This is a genomic window from Falsiroseomonas sp. HC035 (assembly GCF_050563525.1).
Classification (GTDB): domain Bacteria; phylum Pseudomonadota; class Alphaproteobacteria; order Acetobacterales; family Acetobacteraceae; genus Falsiroseomonas.
Genome location: NZ_JBNXUN010000003.1, coordinates 384,082 through 402,749 on the forward strand (window position 1 = coordinate 384,082; position 18,668 = coordinate 402,749).

Annotated in this window: 20 protein-coding genes; 7 read left to right on the forward strand and 13 right to left on the reverse strand. The window is 67.9% G+C overall.

Annotation, left to right across the window (positions count from 1 at the left end):
• Nucleotides 1–8: 8 nt before the first annotated feature.
• The 3 genes from ACLF3G_RS09660 (at nucleotide 9) to ACLF3G_RS09670 (ending at nucleotide 2,389) form a co-directional block, all read left to right on the forward strand.
• The gene (locus tag ACLF3G_RS09660) at nucleotides 9–926 is read left to right on the forward strand and encodes a hypothetical protein (protein ID WP_430669143.1); all 918 of its coding nucleotides are present in this window, start codon (nucleotides 9–11) and stop codon (nucleotides 924–926) included.
• A 131-nt stretch (nucleotides 927–1,057) separates the two neighbouring features.
• The gene (locus ACLF3G_RS09665) at nucleotides 1,058–1,990 is read left to right on the forward strand and encodes a ribose-phosphate pyrophosphokinase (RefSeq protein ID WP_430669144.1); all 933 of its coding nucleotides are present in this window, start codon (nucleotides 1,058–1,060) and stop codon (nucleotides 1,988–1,990) included.
• 96 nt (nucleotides 1,991–2,086) lie between these two features.
• Nucleotides 2,087–2,389, forward strand: a complete 303-nt coding sequence (locus tag ACLF3G_RS09670; RefSeq protein ID WP_430669145.1) for a hypothetical protein — start codon at nucleotides 2,087–2,089, stop codon at nucleotides 2,387–2,389.
• Between the two features lie 36 nt (nucleotides 2,390–2,425).
• On the opposite strand, the gene ACLF3G_RS09675 is transcribed toward ACLF3G_RS09670, so the two are convergent.
• The 3 genes from ACLF3G_RS09675 to ACLF3G_RS09685 form a co-directional block, all read right to left on the reverse strand.
• Complete coding sequence (locus tag ACLF3G_RS09675) at nucleotides 2,426–4,213, reverse strand: ATP-binding protein (RefSeq protein WP_430669146.1); 1,788 nt, start codon at nucleotides 4,211–4,213, stop codon at nucleotides 2,426–2,428.
• Between the two features lie 321 nt (nucleotides 4,214–4,534).
• Complete coding sequence (locus ACLF3G_RS09680) at nucleotides 4,535–4,933, reverse strand: Zn-ribbon domain-containing OB-fold protein (protein ID WP_430669147.1); 399 nt, start codon at nucleotides 4,931–4,933, stop codon at nucleotides 4,535–4,537.
• Nucleotides 4,934–4,938: 5 nt separating this feature from the next.
• Entirely contained in the window at nucleotides 4,939–6,111 is a 1,173-nt protein-coding gene (locus ACLF3G_RS09685; RefSeq protein WP_430669148.1) for a thiolase domain-containing protein, read from the reverse strand.
• 113 nt (nucleotides 6,112–6,224) lie between these two features.
• Between ACLF3G_RS09685 and hmgA the strand changes: the two genes are divergently transcribed.
• Genes hmgA through ACLF3G_RS09705 form a run of 4 tightly spaced genes read left to right on the forward strand, consistent with a single transcriptional unit; the run spans nucleotide 6,225 to nucleotide 10,978 of the window.
• On the forward strand, nucleotides 6,225–7,568 hold the full coding sequence (gene hmgA / locus ACLF3G_RS09690) for a homogentisate 1,2-dioxygenase (protein WP_430669149.1): 1,344 nt from the start codon (nucleotides 6,225–6,227) through the stop codon (nucleotides 7,566–7,568).
• Nucleotides 7,569–7,573: 5 nt separating this feature from the next.
• Complete coding sequence (gene fahA, locus ACLF3G_RS09695; RefSeq protein ID WP_430669150.1) at nucleotides 7,574–8,842, forward strand: fumarylacetoacetase; 1,269 nt, start codon at nucleotides 7,574–7,576, stop codon at nucleotides 8,840–8,842.
• Between the two features lie 28 nt (nucleotides 8,843–8,870).
• Entirely contained in the window at nucleotides 8,871–9,842 is a 972-nt protein-coding gene (locus ACLF3G_RS09700) for a hydroxymethylglutaryl-CoA lyase (protein WP_430669151.1), read from the forward strand.
• Complete coding sequence (locus ACLF3G_RS09705) at nucleotides 9,839–10,978, forward strand: CaiB/BaiF CoA transferase family protein (RefSeq protein ID WP_430669152.1); 1,140 nt, start codon at nucleotides 9,839–9,841, stop codon at nucleotides 10,976–10,978. Before ACLF3G_RS09700 ends, ACLF3G_RS09705 begins: the two co-directional genes overlap by 4 nt.
• Here the strand turns inward: ACLF3G_RS09705 and ACLF3G_RS09710 are convergent.
• The 10 genes from ACLF3G_RS09710 to ACLF3G_RS09755 all read right to left on the reverse strand — a co-directional run bounded on the left by ACLF3G_RS09710 (nucleotide 10,953) and on the right by ACLF3G_RS09755 (nucleotide 18,621).
• Nucleotides 10,953–11,306, reverse strand: coding sequence for a DUF6285 domain-containing protein (locus ACLF3G_RS09710; protein ID WP_430669153.1), 354 nt, complete (start codon nucleotides 11,304–11,306; stop codon nucleotides 10,953–10,955). The two genes, ACLF3G_RS09705 and ACLF3G_RS09710, sit on opposite strands and share 26 nt — an antisense overlap.
• Nucleotides 11,306–12,310: a phosphotransferase family protein gene (locus ACLF3G_RS09715; protein ID WP_430669154.1), complete on the reverse strand. Its 1,005-nt coding sequence runs from the start codon at nucleotides 12,308–12,310 to the stop codon at nucleotides 11,306–11,308. Before ACLF3G_RS09715 ends, ACLF3G_RS09710 begins: the two co-directional genes overlap by 1 nt.
• 5 nt (nucleotides 12,311–12,315) lie before the next feature.
• Nucleotides 12,316–12,687, reverse strand: a complete 372-nt coding sequence (locus ACLF3G_RS09720) for a response regulator (protein WP_430669155.1) — start codon at nucleotides 12,685–12,687, stop codon at nucleotides 12,316–12,318.
• Nucleotides 12,687–14,096, reverse strand: a complete 1,410-nt coding sequence (locus ACLF3G_RS09725) for a sensor histidine kinase (RefSeq protein ID WP_430669156.1) — start codon at nucleotides 14,094–14,096, stop codon at nucleotides 12,687–12,689. The genes ACLF3G_RS09720 and ACLF3G_RS09725 overlap by 1 nt, the downstream gene beginning before the upstream one ends.
• Nucleotides 14,097–14,376: 280 nt before the next feature.
• Nucleotides 14,377–14,754, reverse strand: coding sequence for an oxalurate catabolism protein HpxZ (hpxZ, locus tag ACLF3G_RS09730; protein WP_430669157.1), 378 nt, complete (start codon nucleotides 14,752–14,754; stop codon nucleotides 14,377–14,379).
• A gap of 8 nt (nucleotides 14,755–14,762) precedes the next feature.
• Nucleotides 14,763–15,671: a DUF6282 family protein gene (locus ACLF3G_RS09735; protein ID WP_430669158.1), complete on the reverse strand. Its 909-nt coding sequence runs from the start codon at nucleotides 15,669–15,671 to the stop codon at nucleotides 14,763–14,765.
• A 12-nt stretch (nucleotides 15,672–15,683) separates the two neighbouring features.
• Nucleotides 15,684–16,364: an amino acid ABC transporter permease gene (locus tag ACLF3G_RS09740; protein ID WP_430669159.1), complete on the reverse strand. Its 681-nt coding sequence runs from the start codon at nucleotides 16,362–16,364 to the stop codon at nucleotides 15,684–15,686.
• A 3-nt stretch (nucleotides 16,365–16,367) separates the two neighbouring features.
• Nucleotides 16,368–17,042: an amino acid ABC transporter permease gene (locus ACLF3G_RS09745; protein WP_430669160.1), complete on the reverse strand. Its 675-nt coding sequence runs from the start codon at nucleotides 17,040–17,042 to the stop codon at nucleotides 16,368–16,370.
• A 3-nt stretch (nucleotides 17,043–17,045) separates the two neighbouring features.
• On the reverse strand, nucleotides 17,046–17,870 hold the full coding sequence (locus ACLF3G_RS09750; RefSeq protein WP_430669161.1) for a transporter substrate-binding domain-containing protein: 825 nt from the start codon (nucleotides 17,868–17,870) through the stop codon (nucleotides 17,046–17,048).
• 10 nt (nucleotides 17,871–17,880) lie between these two features.
• Nucleotides 17,881–18,621 (reverse strand): amino acid ABC transporter ATP-binding protein, encoded by a 741-nt coding sequence (locus ACLF3G_RS09755; protein WP_430669162.1) that lies wholly within the window; start codon nucleotides 18,619–18,621, stop codon nucleotides 17,881–17,883.
• Nucleotides 18,622–18,668 lie beyond the last annotated feature (47 nt).

Below are 18,668 nucleotides of genomic sequence, written 5' to 3' on the forward strand. Positions count from 1 at the left end.
GGCCTCCTGTGTCCTCATCTAATCCCTCCCGCCGCCTTCTGCTGCGCCTGGGCGCCTTCGCGCCGCTGGTGCTGGCCGGCTGCACCGGTTTGCCGCAACCTTTCCGCGGGCGACCCGGGGAGCTGGCGCGACGGTTGCGCCAGCCGCCCGGCTACCGCATCGCGGTCCCGGCCTCTTCCATGCTGCTGCTGACGGACGAGGACAGCGCCAGCCTGTCGCGCGCCTTCGCGCAGGCGCTGGTGGCCAGCGAGGTGCCGGCCGTCCCCGGGCCTGGCCTGCCGCTCGACTGGCAATTGGTGGCGGCGGCGGAACGCCAATCGGACCAGGTCGTGCCGCGCTACGCGCTGCGTGATGCCGATGGACAGGCGCTCGGCATGCTGATCGGCCAGCCGGTGCCGGCGCGGGAATGGGTGGAGGGCGGCGCGCCCCTGCACGCACGCCTGGCTGCGGAAACCGCGCCGCGGCTGGCGACGCTGGTGGGCCGGATCGACGCGCAGCGCCGCACCGGCGATGAGCGCGCGGTAGGCAGTGGCCCGCCGGTGCTGCGCCTGCTGCCGGTGCGCGGTGCGCCTGGCGATGGCAACAGCAGCCTGACGGCGCGCATGCGCGAAAGGCTCGCGACATTGGGCTTCCAGGTGCAGGAGGAAGCGCAGGGCGCGCAATTCGCGGTGCAGGGCGAGGTTTCTGTGGTGCCATCCCGGCCGGGACAGCAACGCGTCGAGATCGTCTGGATCGTCTCCCGCCGCGACGGCGAGGATCTGGGGCGTGTCCTGCAACTGAACGAGGTGCCGACCGGGACGCTGCGGGGTCTCTGGGGCGACGTCGCATACGTGGTCGCACAGGAAGCCTCGGGCGGCATCCGCGACGTTGTATTCAATGCGGGCGGCTTTCCTGCGCCGGCCGAGGCGGCACGGCCGCCGGCCTGAAATGGCTGCCCATCATCGGCGCGTGATGGACACCATACCGTCACGTTGCTACCAAGCCGCCCGTCGGTGCGGGATTTCTCCGCCGCGACGCCCGCCGGTTTCCTGCTCCTCCCCCCGGGGTTCCGCTGCCCATGAAGATCATCGCCTGCAACAGCAACCGCCCGCTGGCCGAGGCGGTGGCCGCGGCGCTCGGCATCGCGTTGACCCAGGCCTCCGTGCGCCGCTTCGCCGACATGGAGATCTTCTGCGAGATCCATGAGAACGTCCGCGGCCAGGACGTCTTCGTGGTGCAATCCACCAGCTACCCGGCCAACGACAACCTGATGGAACTGCTGATCATGCTGGACGCGCTGCGGCGCGCCAGCGCGCGGCGCATCACCGCGGTGATCCCGTATTTCGGCTATGCACGGCAGGACCGGAAATCCGGCAGCCGCACGCCGATCTCGGCCAAGCTGGTGGCGAACCTGATCGTGGAGGCCGGCGCGCACCGCGTGCTGACGATGGATCTTCATGCCGGGCAGATCCAGGGCTTCTTCGACGTGCCGGTGGACAACCTGTTCGCCGCCCCGCTGTTCGCCCGCGATATCCAGCAGCGCTTCGCCGGCCGCGACCTGATGGTGGTGTCACCGGATGTCGGCGGCGTGGTGCGCGCGCGGGCGATCGCGGCGCGGCTGAACACCGACCTCGCCATCATCGACAAGCGCCGCCCGCGCGCCGGCGTGTCCGAGGTGATGAACGTGATCGGCGAGGTCGAGGGGCGTGACTGCATCCTGGTGGATGACATCGTCGATTCGGGCGGAACGCTGGTGAACGCGGCCGAGGCGCTGCTGAAGAACGGCGCCAAGTCGGCCAGCGTCTATGTGACGCATGGCGTGTTCTCGGGCGGCGCGGTGGCCCGCGTCGGCGCCGCCAAGATCGAGCACATGGTCGTGACCGACAGCATCCTGGCGACGGAGGCGGTGCGCGTGTCGCACAACATCAAGCAGCTGACGATCGCGCAGTTGCTGGCCGAGGCGATGAAGCGGATCAGCGAGGAATCCTCGGTCAGCTCCCTGTTCAACTGAGACAGGGGCAAGGTTCACGTTTCCCGGCGCGCGAATTCGCCAGGTTTTGGACACCTTTGCCGGTTCATCTGTCCGCCTGTTCAGGAGGACAGCCAAATGGAGCGTCGTGGTTTTCTGCTTGCCGGTTTCGCGGCCGCCATCGGCACGGCGCTGGCCCCGGCGGTTGCCTCCGCCAGTGGCGTTGGCGCCTCGGCCGCTCGTGTGCCCCAGGCCTCGGCGCAGGGCGGCGAGAACCTTGCGGAGGCTGACCTGCTGGTCCCGGCGCAGTGGGGACCGCCGCCCGGCCGCGGTCGTGGCCGCCGCCGTCGGCGCTGCCGCCTGGTGCAGCGCCGGGTTGCCTATCGCGACCGCTTCGGCCGTACCCGCTATCGCATGGTGACGCGTGAAATCTGCAACTGAGGGTGACGTGCCGATCCCCTCTCGCTGGGGCCGGCCTCAGGTCACGGGCTTCTGGTTGGACTGGAGGATGCGTCGCAGCGCGTCTGTCAGGTCCTGGCGCTGGAACGGCTTGTGCAGGACCAGCGTGCCGGCCGGCAGGTGGTCGGTGTAGCGCAGGTCGGCGAAGCCGGTGATCAGCAGCGCCCGCATGCCGGGCAACAGCAGGCGGGCCTCCGCGATCAGGTCGGCGCCGTTCAGGCCGGCCATGGCGTAGTCCGTGATCAGCACGTCGAAGGCAACGCCCTGATTCAGTGATGCGAGGGCGCGGTCGCCGCTTTCGGCCCGTGTCACCTGGAAGCCCGCGCGTTCCAGGAAGCTGCCGGTGGTCAGCAGCACATCGGCCGAATCATCCACCAGCAGGACGCGGCCATGAATCTGCTGCGCCACCACCTCCGCGGGCCGCGGCGGAGGGGCGGCTGCAACGATCGGCAGCCACAGCTCTGCCGTCGTGCCCTGGCCCAGCAGGCTGTGCAGGTGCAGGCGGCCTCCGGATTGCTCGGCAAAGCCCTGCACCATGGACAGGCCGAGGCCGGTGCCGTCCAGGCCCTTGGTGGTGAAGAAGGGATCGACCGCCTGCGCCAATGTCGCGGCATCCATGCCGGTTCCGGTATCGGCGACGGTGACGCAGGCCCAGCCCAGCCCTCCTGACGATCGACGCTGTGCCTCGATCGCCAGGGTGCCGCCATGCGGCATGGCGTGGGCGGCGTTGATCGCCAGGTTCAGCAGTGCCGTCTGCAGCTGGCCCGGGTCCGCCAGGGTGCAGAGTGCCTTGGCGTTCCTGACCGTCACGGTGATATGCGGGCCGAGGGTGCGGACCAGCAGCTTCTGCATGTCGGCCAGGAAGGGCTCCAGCGCGATGTGCCGCGGCCGGAGGATCTGCTTGCGCGCATAGGACAGCATGTGGTGGGTCAGCGAGGATCCTCGCTCCGCCGCATCCAGCGCCACGCCGGCATATTCGTGGCCGCGGCTGCCAGCCGGCTGTTCGTCCAGCACCATCTCCAGCGCGCCGACCACGCTCTGCAGGATGTTGTTGAAATCATGCGCGACGCCGGCGGCGAGGCGCCCGATCGCCTCCATCTTCTGCGCCTGGCGCAGCTTCTCCTCGCTGGTGCGCAGCGCCGATTCGGCGTGCTTGCGGGCCGTTATGTCGACCAGCACGCAGGACAAGTTCGCATCCGCACCGCGATGTTCCAGCCTGGCGGTGACCAGGGCATCGATGACGCGGCCATCCGCGTGCAGGAATTGCTGTTCCGATTCACAGGCCTCGCCCGCCTCAAGCAGGGCACGCTGCCGCAGGGTCCAGGGCGGGACGCAGGGCGGCTGGAGGTCAGCCAGCGGGCGCCCCACCACCTCCGCATGCGCGTATCCGAGCAGCGCCAGCCAGGAATTGGAGACATCCGTCAGCGTGCCGTCGAAGGTCTGGGTGAACAGTGGCACCGGGGAGTGTTCGAAGCTGGCGCGGCGCCGCGATTCGGCCAGCGCCTGATCCGCCGCTCGCAGCCGTGCCGGTGACGGCAGGGCGAGCAGGTGCGGCAGCAGCCACCACAGCGCCACCGCCGTTGTCGCGGAAACCAGCGCGGCGGCGACCGTCACCCAGGCCTGGATGCCGTGCACCGGTACCCACAGCGACAGGACCTTCAACCAATGGCCAATGCCGCACAGCAGGATGAAGGTGGCGAACAGCCAGACCACCGGGCGATACGCCAGGTCCGGCCGCTGCCGGGCGAAGACTGCCAACGCAACGGGGATGGTCGCGTAGGACAGGCCGATGAAGAAATCGGCCAAAGCGAGAGTCCAGATCAGGCCAGGCTCCCAGATCAGGCATCAGCCATGCGGGGTTGGGCCGGCAGCGTCGAACTGCCGGCGCGACAGGTTGGCCGCCGGGGTTCGAGAGCATCTGCAAGGTCAGGGCAATCCCCCGGACCCGCCACAGAAGGGCGCCCGATACCAACAACCTTCCCAAGCCTGCACGCCCAGCTATGAACGTACGTTTAACAGGAAAGCCAATCTGTCAGATCAGCCCGACGAATCCTTTCGCATACGAAAATTCTGCCCTGCCGCGACGCCCTTTCCCGACAGCCTGCCTGTACAGCCGCGCCGGATCCGTCAGGCCGGCGCGAACATCGGCACCGGCGCGCCCGGCGTGCCGTCCGCAGCCTGGCTCGGCTTGAAGGCGACACGCACCTTCATGCCGATGCGAAGCTCGGCGAAATCACAGTCGACGATGTTGGTGAAGATGCGCGGGCCTTCCTCCAGCTCGACATAGGCGCAGGCATAGGGCTGTGCCACGCGCATCACGGTGTAGCTGTAGATCGTGCCGCGGCCGCTCGCCTGCACCAGGTCCACGTTGGGCGACAGGGTGAAGGGCGAGGCACCGCGCGGGTACCAGAAGTGCCGGCCGGTGTCGCGGCACAGGCCGACCAGCAGGCGGCCTTCGGAGGCAGCGTCCCACACGGCCTTGGTGGAGGGATCGACGACGGGGGCGGCGATGATGCGCTCGGACATCGGGGTCACTCCCGTTCCATGATGAGGGTGGCGCTGCCGTGGCGGTGGCCGAGCAGGCCGCCGGTGCCATGTGCGAGCGCCAGGCTGCAATCGGCGACCTGCACCGACGGGTGGGCCTCGCCGCGCAACTGGCGGACGGCCTCGATCACCTTGGTCATGCCGCCACGGTTGGCCGGGTGGTTGTTGCAGAGGCCGCCGCCATCGGTGTTGAAGGGCAGCTTGCCAACACCCGATATCAGGTTGCCGTCGCGCACGAACCTGCCGCCCTCGCCTTTGGCGCAGAAGCCGAGGTCCTCCAGCTGGATCAGCACGGTGATGGTGAAGCTGTCGTAGATGCTGGCGTAGCGCATGTCGGCAGGCTTCAGGCCGGCTTCCTCGAAGGCGCGGGCGCCGGAGTACCGGGCGCCGGAAAAGGTCAGGTCGGGATAGCCGCCGAACTGGCCTTTCATCGACTCGCCGGTGCCGCGCACCACGACGACAGGACGCTTCAGGCTGCGGGCGATCTCGGGCCGCGCAACCACCAGGGCGCCGCCGCCATCGCTGATGACGCAGCAATCCAAGCGGTGCAGCGGGTCCGCCACCAAGGGGGAATTGACCACCTCCTCCACGGTCACCGGCTTCTTCAGCATGGCGTGCGGGTTGTGCTGCGCGTGCTGGCTGGCGGCGACCTTGATCCAGGCGAGATCTTCGCTGGTGGTGCCGAATTCGTGCATGTGGAGCATGGCGCACAGCGCGTAGCTGCCGGCGACGGTGCGGCCCATCGGGATCTCGAAGGGATCGTCCGGTACGCTGGCATTCTGGGCGCGGGCGGCGGTGCCGGTGGCCATTCCCTCGGAGCGCGGGCGTCCGGCCAAGGTGATCAGCGCCACGTTGCAGCGGCCGAGCGCGATAGCCGCCGCGGCATGGGCAACATGGGCCAGGTAGGAGGACCCTCCGATATCGGTCGAATCGACATGGCTCAGACGGTCCAGGCCCAGGTAGTCGGCCATCGCCAGGGGACCCATACCGGGCGCGTCGCCGGCGCAGAAATAGCCATCGACGTCGTCCTTCGTCAGGCCAGCATCGGCCAGCGCGCCGTAGGCGACCTCTGCATGCAGTTGCGCCACGGATTTGTCTTCAGCCTTGCGGGTCGGATGTTCGAAGGCTCCAACGATGCAGGCGCGGCCGCGAAGGCTCATATCTGGACGTGTCCCAGCAGGTTCGGGGCGGAGGGTGCCGCCAAGGGCCGCGCGCGTCCAGCATCCCCCTTCTGCACGGATGCGCTATGCTGGAGGGATCGAGGAGGCGTTCCATGGACATCACCCCGCAACAGAGCTTCGTGACGGCAGCCAATGCCGGCTACATGTCCGGCTTCGGCAACGGCTTTGAGACGGAGGCGCTGCCCGGCGCCCTGCCCGTCGGCCGCAATTCGCCGCAGCGCTGTGCCTATGGGCTGTATGCCGAGCAGCTTTCGGGCAGCCCCTTCACGGCGCCGCGCGCCAGCAATGCGCGGTCCTGGCTGTACCGTATCCGCCCGACCGTCTCCCATATCGGCCGCTTCGCGCCGCGCGATCCCGGCCTGTGGCGCAGCGCGCCCTGCGCCGAGGAGTCCGGCCTGCCGATCCAGCCGCTGCGCTGGGACCCGCTGCCAATCCCGGATTCGGGCGAGACCTTCCTGACCGGCATGCGCACCATCACCACCTGCGGCGACGTCTCCGCCCAGACCGGCATGGCGGCCAGCATCGCGCTGGTGACGCGCAGCATGGTGGATGAGACCTTCTGGAATTCCGACGCCGAGATGATGGTGGTGCCGCAGCAGGGCCGCCTGCGTTTCCGGACCGAGTTCGGCGTGGTCGACGTAGCGCCGGGCGAGATCGCGGTGATGCCGCGTGGGGTGAAGTTCCGGGTCGAGCTGTTCGATGAGACACCGGCCCGCGCCTATGTCTGCGAGAACTACGGCGGCGCCTTCACCCTGCCGGAACGTGGCCCGATCGGCGCCAACTGCCTGGCGAACCAGCGCGACTTCCTCTCCCCCACCGCAGCCTATGAGGATGTGGAGCGGCCGCAGCTTGTCGTGGTGAAGTGGGGCGGGCAGCTCTGGCAGGCGGAAATCGGGCATTCGCCGCTGGACGTGGTCGCCTGGCATGGCAACTACGCGCCCTACAAATACGACCTCTCCCGGTTTTCCCCGGTCGGGCCGCTGCTGTTCGACCATGCGGACCCGTCGATCTTCACCACGCTGACGGCGCCCTCCGAGACGCCAGGCACGGCCAATATCGACTTCGTGCTGTTCCCGGAGCGCTGGATGGTGGCGGAGAACACCTTCCGGCCACCCTGGTACCACATGAACCTGATGAGCGAGTTCATGGGGCTGATCCTGGGACAGTACGACGCCAAGCCGCAGGGCTTCGTGCCGGGCGGTTTCTCCCTGCACAACTGCATGCTGCCGCACGGGCCGGATGCGGAGGCCTTCCAGAAGGCCAGTACCGTGGAGCTGGCGCCGCACAAGCTGACCAACACCATGGCCTTCATGCTGGAGACCCGGCTGCCGCAGCGCGTCACCGCCTATGCGGCCGGGCTGCCGCAGCGGCAGCAGGATTACGAGGCCTGCTGGTCCGGCCTGCGGAAGACTTTTGATCCGGCGCGGCGGGGCTGAGGGTGTTGGACCACACACATGATGCGGGGCGGCGGAGCTTCGTCGCATCGGCCAACGGGCATGCCGATTTCCCGATCCAGAACCTGCCGCTGGGCATCTTCTCGACCGCCGGCGGGGCGCGTCGGGCCGGGATCGCGATTGGCGACATGATCCTGGACCTGGCCGCGGCGCTTGAGGCAGGACTGCTGGCCGGGGTGGCGGCGGAGGCGGTGGCGGCGACGAGGGACGGCACGCTGAACGGGCTGTTCGCGCTCGGCGCCGCGCCGCGGCACGCGCTGCGGGCCCAGCTTTCGGACATGCTGGTCGAGGGCGCCGACGGGAAGGTTCCGGTTCTGCACGACCCGAAGGACTGCACGCTGCATCTACCGGCGCGGATCGGCGACTACACGGATTTCTACGCCGGCATCCAGCACGCCACCAATGTCGGCGCGCTGTTCCGGCCGGACAATCCGCTGCTGCCGAACTACAAGCACGTACCCATCGGCTACCACGGCCGCGCCAGCTCCATCGTGCCATCCGGCACGGCGCTGCGACGGCCGAACGGGCAGCGCAAGCCGGCGGCGGAGGCGGAGCCGAGCTTTGGGCCGAGCCGGAACCTGGATTATGAATTGGAACTCGGCATCTGGATCGGCCCGGGCAACGCGCTGGGCGAGCCGATCCCGATCGCGCAGGCCGGCGGCCACATTGCCGGCTACGGGCTGCTGAACGACTGGTCGGCGCGCGACATCCAGGGTTGGGAATACCAGCCGCTCGGGCCGTTCCTGGCCAAGAACTTCTGCTCGACGATCAGCCCCTGGGTGATCACGCCGGAGGCGCTGGCGCCCTTCATGGTGGCGCAGCCGGCGCGGCCGGAAGGCGATCCGAAGCCGATGGACTATCTTTGGGACGCGGCGGACCAGCAAGGTGGCGCGCTCGGGCTGGAGCTGGAGGTCTGGCTGACCGTGCCGGGCGCGGAGCCCTTCCGCCTCTCGCACGGCGACGCGCAGGGGCTGTACTGGACGCCGGCGCAGATGGTGGCACACCACACCTGCGGCGGCTGCAACCTGCAACCTGGCGACCTGTTCGGCACCGGCACCATCTCCACCGCCACCGGCTATGGATCGCTGCTGGAAATCACGCAGGGCGGGCGGAAGCCGCTGACGCTGCCATCCGGCGCCACGCGGCGTTTCCTGGAAGATGGCGACAGCATCACGCTACGGGCACGGGCACGGCGCGAAGGCTTCGCCGGAATCGGCTTCGGCGACTGCACCGGCACCATCCTGTCAAAGACTTGAGAGACGGCGCCTGAGAGGAGACCACTGCATGTCCGACCTGCCGAAACGGGTTGAGTTCCGCGAGGAAGGCCCGCGCGAGGGCTTCCAGATCGAGAAGACCATCTTCCCGCTGGCCGATCGCGTGAAGCTGGTGGAGGCGCTGGCCGAAACAGGGTTGCACCATATCCAGGTGGCCAGCTTCGTCAGCCCGAAGCACGTCCCGCAGATGGCCGACAGCGAGGCCTTCTTCGCCGCAATCCGCCGCAGGCCGGACGTGCACTATGCCGGCCTGTGGCTGAACGAGCAGGGTTTTCGACGCGCGCTTGCGACCCCGGGCGTCGATCTCGCCGGGAAAATTTCCCTCTATGCCTCGGACGAATTCGCCCGGAAGAACAATGGCTGTTCGGCGGAGGAGATGGCGAACCGGCAGAAGCGCTGGCTCGAATTCTACGCCGAGGCCGGGCTGAAGCCGGACTTCGCCATCATCATGGCCGCCTTCGGCTGCAACTACGAGGGCGATATCCCGCCTGAGCGCGTGGTCGCCTTGGCTCGCTACGCCCGCGACATCTGTTCAGAACGTGGCGAGAAACTCCCGAAGATCTTCCTCGCCGACACCATGGGCTGGGGTAATCCGGAGCAGACCCGCAGATTGGTCGGGATGGTGCGGGAGGCGCTGCCGGAGGTGCGGCTCGGCCTGCACCTGCACGATACGCGCGGCCTCGGCACCGCCAATGTCATGGCGGCGCTGGAGATGGGGGTGGATCTGTTCGACAGCAGCGTCGCCGGCCTCGGCGGCTGTCCCTTCGCCGCGCATGGCGATGCCGGAGCGGCAGGCAATGTGTGCACCGAGGACCTTGTGTTCCTGTGCCACGAGCTGGGCATCGAGACCGGCATCGACCTGGAGGCGTTGGTGGAGTGCGCCCGCATGGCGGAGCGCATCATCGGCCGCCGGCTGAACGGCCGGGTGATGCACGCCGGGTCACTGGCGAAGTACCGCGCGAAGCAGGGCCTGGCGGCGTGAGGCCGCTGGAGGGCATCAAGGTCGTCGAAGTTGGCCAGGTCTTCGCCGGCCCCTTTGCCGGCGCGATCCTGGCCGACCTTGGCGCCGACGTGATCAAGGTGGAGAAGCCCGAGGGCGGTGACGATGCTCGCCAGATGGGGCGTGCCTTCCGGCACGGCGACGCGCTGGTCTTCCACGAATTCAACCGCGGCAAGCGCAGTATCGCGCTCGACCTGAAGGCGCCGGAGGGCGTGGCATCGCTGCATGGGCTGCTCGAGCAGGCGGATATCCTGGTGCACAACATGCGGCCGGGGGTGCCGGACTCGCTCGGCCTCGGGGCGGCGGAGACCACGGCGCGGCATCCGCGGTTGATCTATTGCGAGATGGGCGCCTTCGGCCATCTCGGCCCGATGCGCGACCAGCCGGGCTACGAGCCGCTGCTGCAGGCCTTCGGCGGGCTGTCCTCCATCACCGGTGAGCCGGGGGGGCCGCCGGTGCGGATGGGCGCCAGCGTGGTGGACCAGGGCACCGGCATGTGGACGGTGATCGGCGCGCTGGCTGCCCTGCAACAGCGGGCCCGGACCGGGCGCGGCTGCGTCATCAACACATCCCTGTTCGAGACCGCCTTCACCTGGGCGAACCAGAAGGTTTCCGCCTATGTGAACCAGGGAGAGGAGCCGGTGCGCCACGCCTCCGGCCATCCTGGCTTCGTGCCCTACGAGGCGTTCGACGCCGCAGATGCGCCGCTGCTGGTCTGCTGCGGCAATGACCGGCTGTTCGCGAAATTCGCCCGGGTTTTGGGACATGGCGAATGGCCTGCCGATGCGCGCTTTGCCACCAACCGGGACCGGCTGGCGCACAAGGACGACCTGCTGCCGCTGATCCGCGATATCCTGCGCGTCCGGCGGCGCGCCGAATGGCTTGGCCTGCTGGTGGAGGCTGGCGTGCCCTGCGCCCCGATCAACACCATCCCGGAAATGCTGGCGGAGCCGCAGGCCGCGGCAATGGACATGCTGGTGACACCGCCAGGCGAGGATTTTCAGGTCGTCGCCTTGCCGATCAGTTTTGACGGCAGCCGCCCTGCCCCGGGAGCTGGTGCGCCGCGACTGGACCAGCACCGGGGTGCAGAATTCAGAGCAACGCCTTCGGGGCGCTGACGGTCGCGCGCAGGCGCGCATAGTCGTGCAACCAATGGGCAATTTCGGCGTGGCTGGCCGCGCCCGGGTCGTGCAGACCGTCCCGGATTTCCTCGGACAGGCATTGCAGCAGCCGGGAATCCGGCGCGGCAACCAGCCCGCGGAGGCGCTGTTGCAGGGCCTGCTGCCATTCCTGTCCAGCCGTCGCCTCCCGCAATGCCAGGCCGATGGCGGCGGCGACCATGCGCGCGGCGATGGACTTCTCCGGCGGCAGGGCCGGCAAGATGTCTTCCATCAGCAGGCTTCGCGCCGTGGCCAGAAGGTTGGCGGCATCGGGTTTCTCCAGCATCAGAGCCTCCCTGGCATCCGGTCGACCTGCGCCAGGATATCCCACTCCAACTCCGGCACGATATGCCCGGTCAGCGCCAGTTCCAGGCTGCGTTCCTGACCCGAGAGATGCCGTGCCGCCTGGTCCGCGGCGATGACGGCCCAGCGGATGGTGGCCAGCAACTCCCACCACGGCAGCCGCGACGCATCGATCCGGCTGCCCGATTCATCCTCGTAGGCGGCATGAAGGGCGGCGCGGCGGCCGATGCCGCCGGCTTCCTGCGCGACATTCCCGAAGCGCCAGCACTTCGCGCAGAACCAACCCAGATCGGCATGCGGATCGCCCCAGCCGGCGAATTCCCAATCCAGCACGGCGGCGACTCCGGACTCCGTCAGCATGACGTTGCCGGTGCGGAAATCATTGTGGCACAGCACGGCGGGCAGCGGCGGTGGCGCATTGCGCTCCAGCGCGCGAAGTCCCCATTCCAGCACCGGCCGCGGCGTGCCGGCGGCGTCCAGCCGTTCGCGCAGGGCGGCAATGGCGGCAAGGGCCGGGTCCGCCGGCGGGGCGCCCAGGAAGGCGAGACCCGCATGGGGCGGATGGATGGTGTGGATGCGCGCAAGCTCGCGCCCGAGCGCCGCCACCAGCATGTCGCGTCCCGCCCGGTCGGCAAACTCCCGCACGACGCGGTGTGGCGTGGCCAGTCCCTCGATCCGCGCCATGATGAAGAAGGGCCGACCGATGACGGCAATGTCGTTGCAGAGGTAGATCGGCTTCGGCACCGTGACGCCGGCCGCGCGTGCGGCCCGCAGCAGGGCGAATTCCTGCGCGCGGGAATGGCTGACCGCAAGCACCGCCGGGGCATCCGTGCGCAGCACCCAGGCCTGAGGCTCGCCACGCAGCAGGACGTCGAGCGACCAGTTCTGCTGGATGGCTCCACCTGACAGGCGCTTCAGCCCGGTGATCTGGAGCCCGGGGTCGCCGGTGGTCTGTACCAGCCAGTAGCGCAGTTCGCCTTCGTCCATCAGGCCTAGCGTCCGGGCAGCAGCTTGCGGAGTTCCGCCAGCACCGCATCCATGTCGAGCGGCTTCGGGAAAAGGCTGACCGGCGCTTCGCCGTCACGGCCAAAGGATGCGGCACCGCCGAAAGGCGCGTAGCCCGTCATCACCACCACGGGCAGATCGGGTCGCGCGGCCCGAAGGGCGCGGATCAGCGCCGATCCATCCAGCCGCGGCATCCGCAGGTCGGTCAGCAACAGGTCCGGCGGACGCAACTCCGCGGCTTCGAGGGCGGCCTGGCCATCCGGGGCCAGCACGACCTCATAGCCCTCCCGCAGCAATTCATCCTCGATCGCCATAGCGGCGAGGCCCTCATCCTCCGCAACCAGAATCGTCCATGCCATCAGGTGGGTGCCGCCTCCGTCGCGGATTGCAGGCAGGATTCAGGTGCCAATGCCAGGCGCATGGTAAACAGCGCGCCGCCATCCGGCAGGTTGCGGCCCTCGATCCGACCGCCCATGCCACGCGCGACGGCGGCTGCGAGCGGCAGGCCGAGGCCGCTGCCGCGGCCTGGATCTCGGGTGGTGAAGAACGGGTCGAAGATCGCATCGCGAAGGCTGTCCGGGAAGCCGGGACCGGTATCCTGCACCTCGATCACCGCCTCGCCCGCCTCGGCGCGGAGCGTGACGAAAATCGAGGCATCAGAACCCGGATCAACCTGGCGCTTGTCCAGAACCGCGTCACGTGCGTTGGCGAGAAGCTGCATCAGCGCCTGTTCGAGGCGCGCCGACGCACCGCGGACAGGCAGAAGCGCGGCCTGCTGGTGCAGGCGGATCGTGATATCCTCCGCGGCGTATTGCCCGGCTGCTGTATGGACAGCCGCTGCGGCGGCGCGCGCGGCGTCGAACACCTGCGTGACGCCCGCCTCCTCGCCCGGCAGGGCTCGGATGCGGGCGACCAGGTCCCCGGCGCGCCGAAGCTGACCCTCCACAACGCCCAGCGCGTTGTGAAGCTTTTCCGTCTGCCGCGGTGGTTCGAACCCGGCGGTCGCGGCGCGCGCGCTGCGCAGCCACAGCATCGCCGCGTTCAGCGGCTGGCTGGTCTCGTGCGCCAAGCCGGCGCACATGGTGCCCACGGTGGCGAGCCGCGCGCTCTGCAACAGGTCCGCCTGCAGGCGGCGGGTCATGGTGATGTCGCGTGCCGAACCGAGCAGGCGATCCACGCGACCATCCTGGTCCATCATCGGAACCAGCACCGTCTGCCAGACACGGAGCCCCAGCGGGGTTTCCGCTTCGACGACGTACTCGACCGGTTGCCGGGCTTCAGCCGCCTTGTGCCAGTGCGGCAGGGCGGCGGCGAGCATGGCGGAGGGGATGACCTTCGAGACCGGGTATCCCACGATGTCCTTGGCGTGCAGCCCGAACAGGCGCTCGAAAGCCGGGTTCACGGTCTCCATAACGAAGCCGCCCGCCTCCACGCGGACCACGAACAGCGCCTCCGCCAGGTTCTCGATGAAGGCGGCGATCCGTGCCTCGCTGGCCACGGCACGGGATTCGGCCAATCGACGCTCCTCCACCTCCCGCGCCAGGGCCGCATGGCTTGGCAGGGCGAGCAGACGGGGCAGCAGCGGCCATAGCACGATGGCGGTAGAGACGGAGATTGCGGCGGTGAGCGCCTTGATCAGGCCCTCCGTCACATCGTCCGGATAGAACATCGTCCAGGCATGCATCAGGTGGGTTGTGCCGCAGGCGATGATGAACAGGGCGAAGAGCCCGAAGACCCACGGATAGGCGAGGTCGCGCCGCCGCAGCACGAAGACGATCAGAACGATTGGAATCGAGAAGTAGGCAAGGCCGGTTGCGATATCGGATATTATATGCAGCCAGACAAGATCAGGGTCTGTCAGTGTGCAGAGTCCCGTTGACCGAAGCTGAGGTCCTTGCAGAGAAGGTAGATTGAACGGCATTAGGTTTATGTGTGGGACTCAATAGATTTAGATTTTGACCATAGCAGTGTACGCGGCCGCGCGCTGCGGCGCACCGGGCCTCTCGCCGTCCGATCACGGTTCCTTGAACTGATCTTGGGGCCTGGCCTCACGGTGCAGGCGGCATCAGGCTGACATGCGCTGCCACGACGCGCCAACCTTCCGGCCGCCGCACCCAGGTCTGGCTCTGCCGGCCAACACGCCCATTGCGGGCAAAGGTGGTGTTTGCGGTAGCAAAGTCCTGGCCATGGGTCGTGATGACCGTGTGCAGCAATTCCCGCTCGAGACCGACCGACGGCCGGGCGGCGCGGAATGCCATGATCTCGGCATACCCGTGCAGGTTTTCCCCAGCACCATAGCGGATCGTTCGCGGATCGTTCCAGAACAACTCGTCCAGCACCGCCACGTCGTTGGCAACCAGAGCCTGCTCGTACCGCCTGAAGGCCGCGGTGACTTCGGCGAGCGTCTCGGGGAGGTCGGTCTGCATCGGGTCTCTCAGTCCAGGCCAAACAGGGCGGCGGGGTTGGTCGAGGTCATGCGGCGAATCTCCGCTTCGGTGAAGCCCTCCGACTGCACCAGCAGCAGATACTCTCGGAAGCACTCGACCGGCGGCGGCAGCAGGAAGACGCCGCCATCGGAGGACAGGATGCAATGGTCGCCGGCGGCACGGATGCGCGGGGTGAAATCCTGGATGGTGCTGGCGGAGGAAATCTTGTGCTTTTCCTCATCCACATGAGTCAGGCCGACCTGGGTCGCATGGGTCAGGATGAAGAAGGACAGTTCCACATAGCCGCCGAGGGCGGTGATCGCCCGGATCTGGTCGATGGCATAGCGCGAGCCATGCGTGCGGATGCGGGAGACGCCTCGGCGCCGGCATTCCTCGGCCAGGGCGACGGCCTCCCGTCCCGACACATGGCCGCAGTCGAAGACCACGTCCTTCTCGGCACACAGGTCCATAATGGCGCAGACGACGTCCGGCACCTGCCCGGATTCGGGAACCTGGAAGGTGGTTTCCAGGAAGGTGGGGCCGCGCCCCTCGCGCTCCGCGATGTAGCGGGTGTGGTGTGTCGGCAGCGAGACGAAGCGGGCCCCGGTGCCGGGCCCGTAGCCATAGCCAATGGCGGCTTTCGCCACTTCCAGCGTCACGCCGCCGGCCGTCGGCTGCATGATGACGCCGCCGAAGGCGTGGCAGCCGAGATGCCCGAGTTCGTCATTGGCCAGGGCGGCGAAGCCCGACGTATTCTGGAAGTTGCACATGATGCCGATGGCCTTCATGCCCGCGGCGGCGGCCTGGCGCACCGCATCGAACACGTTCACGGAACGGCCGTTGAGGTGCGGGGCGCAGTGCACGTGGCAGTCGATGGCGCCCTGTAGCAGGTTCATGCCGGGCATCGTGTAGGCCATTCCTGATTCTCCTCAGCGTCGCGCGAGACGGGCTTCGAGCCGTTCGCCGAAATGTTTCGTGGGCCAGCAGATCAGGAAGTACAGCACCAGGATGGTGCCGAAGCAGAGCAAGGCTGAAAAGCCGCGGGTGTTCAGGATTTTCGCGGCATAGGTCAACTCCATCACGCCGATCTGGCTGGCGATGGAGGTGCTTTTGATGAAGCCGACGGTGTAGCCGAACAGAGGCGGCAGAACGACACGAAAACTCTGCGGCGCGACGATGCGGAACAGGGTGCGCCAGCGGCCGAAATTCATCGCCTCCGCCGCATCCCATTGCGGTGCCGGGATCGCCTCGATGCCCGCGCGGGCGATCTCGGCGGCGAAGGCGGCGGCCGAGAGGATGACGGTGACCAGCGCGATGGTGAACAGGCTGGCCTCGGTCCCGGAGAATTGGAAGGCGAAGAACACGCACATCAGCTTCACGAGGAAGGGGATGCGGCGGAAGACCTCGACATACAGCGTGGCGGCCAGGCGCAGCGGCCCGACGCCGAACAGGCGCGGGTGACGGCAGATGGCGAACAGGAAGCCGAAGCCAAAGCCGACGCAGGCGCCGAGCCAGGACAGCAGCAGTGTGTTGACCAGCGCCTCCCCGATGAACAGCAGATTCCAGTAGCCGAAGAAGCGTGGCGATTCCTCGATGACCTGCGCCCACATCGTTCAAAACACCTTGGCGTCGACGCGGAACAGCCAGCGTCCGAGCAGCGCCAGCGCCAGGGAGCAGACCAGCGTCAGCACGATGTAGATCACCGCCGTGATCGAGAAGACCTCCAGCGCCCGGAAGGTCAGCGAATTGACGTTGTAGGCGCGGCCGGTGAGTTCCTCGACCGCGAAGATGGCGGCGATGGAGGTGGTCATCACCTGGATGATGAACTGGTTGGCGAGCGGCGGATACAGCACCTTGGCGATGTGCGGCAGGATCACGTACCAGACCGTCTGGAACAGCGAGAACCCCATGACGGAGGCCGCATCCAGCTCCGTCCGCCGCAGGCTGGCGAAGCCGGCGCGCTGGATTTCGGTGAGGTAGGCACCGGCGTTCAGCGACATGCCGATGGCGACCGCGGCGTAGGGCGACAGCAGGATGCCCATGTCCGGCAGCACGAAGAAGATGAAGAAGATCTGCACCAGCAGCGGCGTGTTGATGAAGAAGGTGACGTAGGCCTGCACCGCGAGCCGCGCGGGGCGCGGCCCGTAGCTGAGCACCGTCGCATTCACCAGCCCGATGCCCCAGCCGATGAAGAAGGAGATGCAGGCGAGTTGCAGCGTCAGCCAGGCCCCGGCCAGCAGATAGGGGATATGGCCGGTGACCTGCGAATAGATGAGCGTATAGCTCATTCCTCAGAAGAACGGGCTGTGCGGCACCTTGGTGAACATCGGCCCGTCGAACCACTTCTCCCACGCACGCTCGATCGTGCCGTCCACATGCAACTCGTACAGCGCGATGTTGAGCCAGTTGCGTAGCGAGTGGTTGTTCTTCGCCACGCCGAGACCGGAATAGGTGACGCCGAAGCTCGGCACACCCGTCACCTCCCACTCAACCTGCCGGAATGGGCGCAGCGCGAAGCGCACGGAATCGACGCCGTCGAAGCTGGCCTGCGCGCGGCCCTGCGCGATGGCACGGTTGCGGTCCGGATAGTTGTCCAGCAGCAGGACCTGCGCGTTAGGAATCGCGCGGGCGATGTAGGGGATGGCGGTGGTGCCGCGTACCTGCGCCAAGGTGACCTCCGGCTTGTTCAACGCCTCAAGGGTCGTGTGGCCGCGGCCGGCGATGGCGACGATGCCGTAGTTTTCGGAATGCACCGGCACGGTGTAGTCGATGACCTTGGCACGCTCGCTAGTGCGGCTCATCGCGCCCATGACGAAGTCGATGCGGCCGGAGGCGACCATCGGGATGCGATCGGGCGAGCCCACCGCCTGCAGCGCCAGGCGCACGCCGAGCTTGGCGGCGATGGCGGCGGCGACCTCCGGCTCGAAGCCATCGATCACGTTGCGGTCGTTGAACAGGGCCCGCGGCGGCAGGGTCGGATTCACGCCGACGCGCAGTTCGCCGGCCCGCAGCACATCCTCCAGCGGGCGAGCCGAGGCCTGGTTGGGGGTGAGCAGGGCGGCGCCGGCGGCGGCCGCGGCCGCACCGCCGACGAACAACTTGCGACGATCGGTCATGTCTCTCTCCTCAATGGCGCAGGATTCGGGCGGTGAAGTCGCGCAGGCGAGTGCTTTGGGGCGTGTCGAAGATCTGCGCGGGTGGGCCGACCTCCACCACGCGGCCCTGGTCCATGAACACGACGGTGGTCGCGACCTCGCGGATGAAGGACATCTCGTGGCTGACGATCAGCATGGTCATGCCATCGGCGTGCAGGGCGCGGATGGTGTCCAGCACCTCCCCCACCAGTTCGGGGTCGAGCGCGCTGGTGACCTCGTCCAGCAGCAGGATATCGGGATGCAGCGCCAGCGCACGGGCAATGGCGACGCGCTGCTGCTGGCCGCCGGACAATTCGTCCGGGTAGGCGTTGAACTTCTCTCCGAGTCCGACCTTGGCGAGCAAGGCACGTGCCTCCGCCTCCACCTCCTTCGCAGGGCGCTTCTTCACCAGGGTCGGCGCGATGGCCACGTTGCGCAGCGCCGTCATGTTCTGGAACAGGTTGTACTGCTGGAAGACGATGGCGAAGCGGTCGCGCGCGGCGCGCAGTGAGCCGGCATTGGTGTAGTCGATCGGCTTTCCGCCGAGCGTGACGCTGCCGGCATGCGGCTTCAGAAGGCCGACGAGGGCGCGCAGCAGCGATGACTTGCCGGAGCCGGACGGTCCGATCAGCCCCACCACCTCGCCCTTGGCAAAGTTCAACGTGACGTCGTTCAACACGTCCGCCTTGCCGCCATAGCTAGCGGTCAGCCCATTCAGCGCGAGGAAGGCCAAGCCCGGTTCCCCTTCCTTTCCATTCCCGAAAGTGTCTTTGCGGAAAG